Below are 804 nucleotides of genomic sequence, written 5' to 3' on the forward strand. Positions count from 1 at the left end.
TAAATCAGCACAGTGCAATCCTGCATCTTTCAGATTTGCACCTGACAAATCAGCACCGGCAAAAAATACATCGGCCAAAATTACATAGGTAAAATTTACATTTACCAGATTAATGCGACCCGTATTTAGGAATTGAGTCAGGCGATCCCGATCCACAAATCCTAAATGCTGATCGACATACTGTAACAGGTTGACTGTAATCAGAGTTCCAAGGCCTTTATTCAACTGTTCTTCAGAACAATTGAATTCAGACGCATTTTTATTTACATCGTCTGTGTCAGACAGACTAAACCTAATACCCCCGTCATACCTGGTCAGATTCAGACGGTAACTTCCTGCCAGTTTCTTCCCGCTCTCTCCAACAGTAAAATCAATGGTCACAATTTGATTACCAGTATCAAGCTCAGTTTTGATTTTATCCGGCGTCATCTGCATCTCTGCCAGAGCAGCAGCAAGTCCTGTGGACACCGCCATCAGACCTGCAACTCGTTTTTCCTCCGCATGTTTTTTCCCAAATATGAAAAAGTTTTTCAGATGATCTTTGACACCATGATGCTTTGCCACATTAGCATCATCATTCCGATTCAGGTGCAGAGACGCATTTATATAATTCGCTGCCTTTTCGACTCTTTTCATAATTTCCTTATTACTCTGTTTACCGGTTGCCATATATCCTGAACAACCCTACTCAAAACACCAGACCGTATTTCGGAACTCAACGTTAACCTGCATTTAGCTTCACATTCGGTATCGTTAAGTCCTCCGGTACGCCGGACCTGTTTAACATTGTCCTTGTTATGGACT

Annotated in this window: 1 protein-coding gene; it reads right to left on the reverse strand. The window is 41.9% G+C overall.

The window, feature by feature from the left end; genetic code table 11:
* The coding region (locus tag FDX19_RS01655; RefSeq protein WP_137381348.1) for a pentapeptide repeat-containing protein at nt 1-669 on the reverse strand (669 nt) is incomplete at its 3' end.
* Nucleotides 670-804: the final 135 nt, after the last annotated feature.

Origin of the sequence: Citrobacter sp. wls619, from assembly GCF_005281345.1 — a bacterium.
Classification (GTDB): Bacteria; Pseudomonadota; Gammaproteobacteria; order Enterobacterales; family Enterobacteriaceae; genus Citrobacter.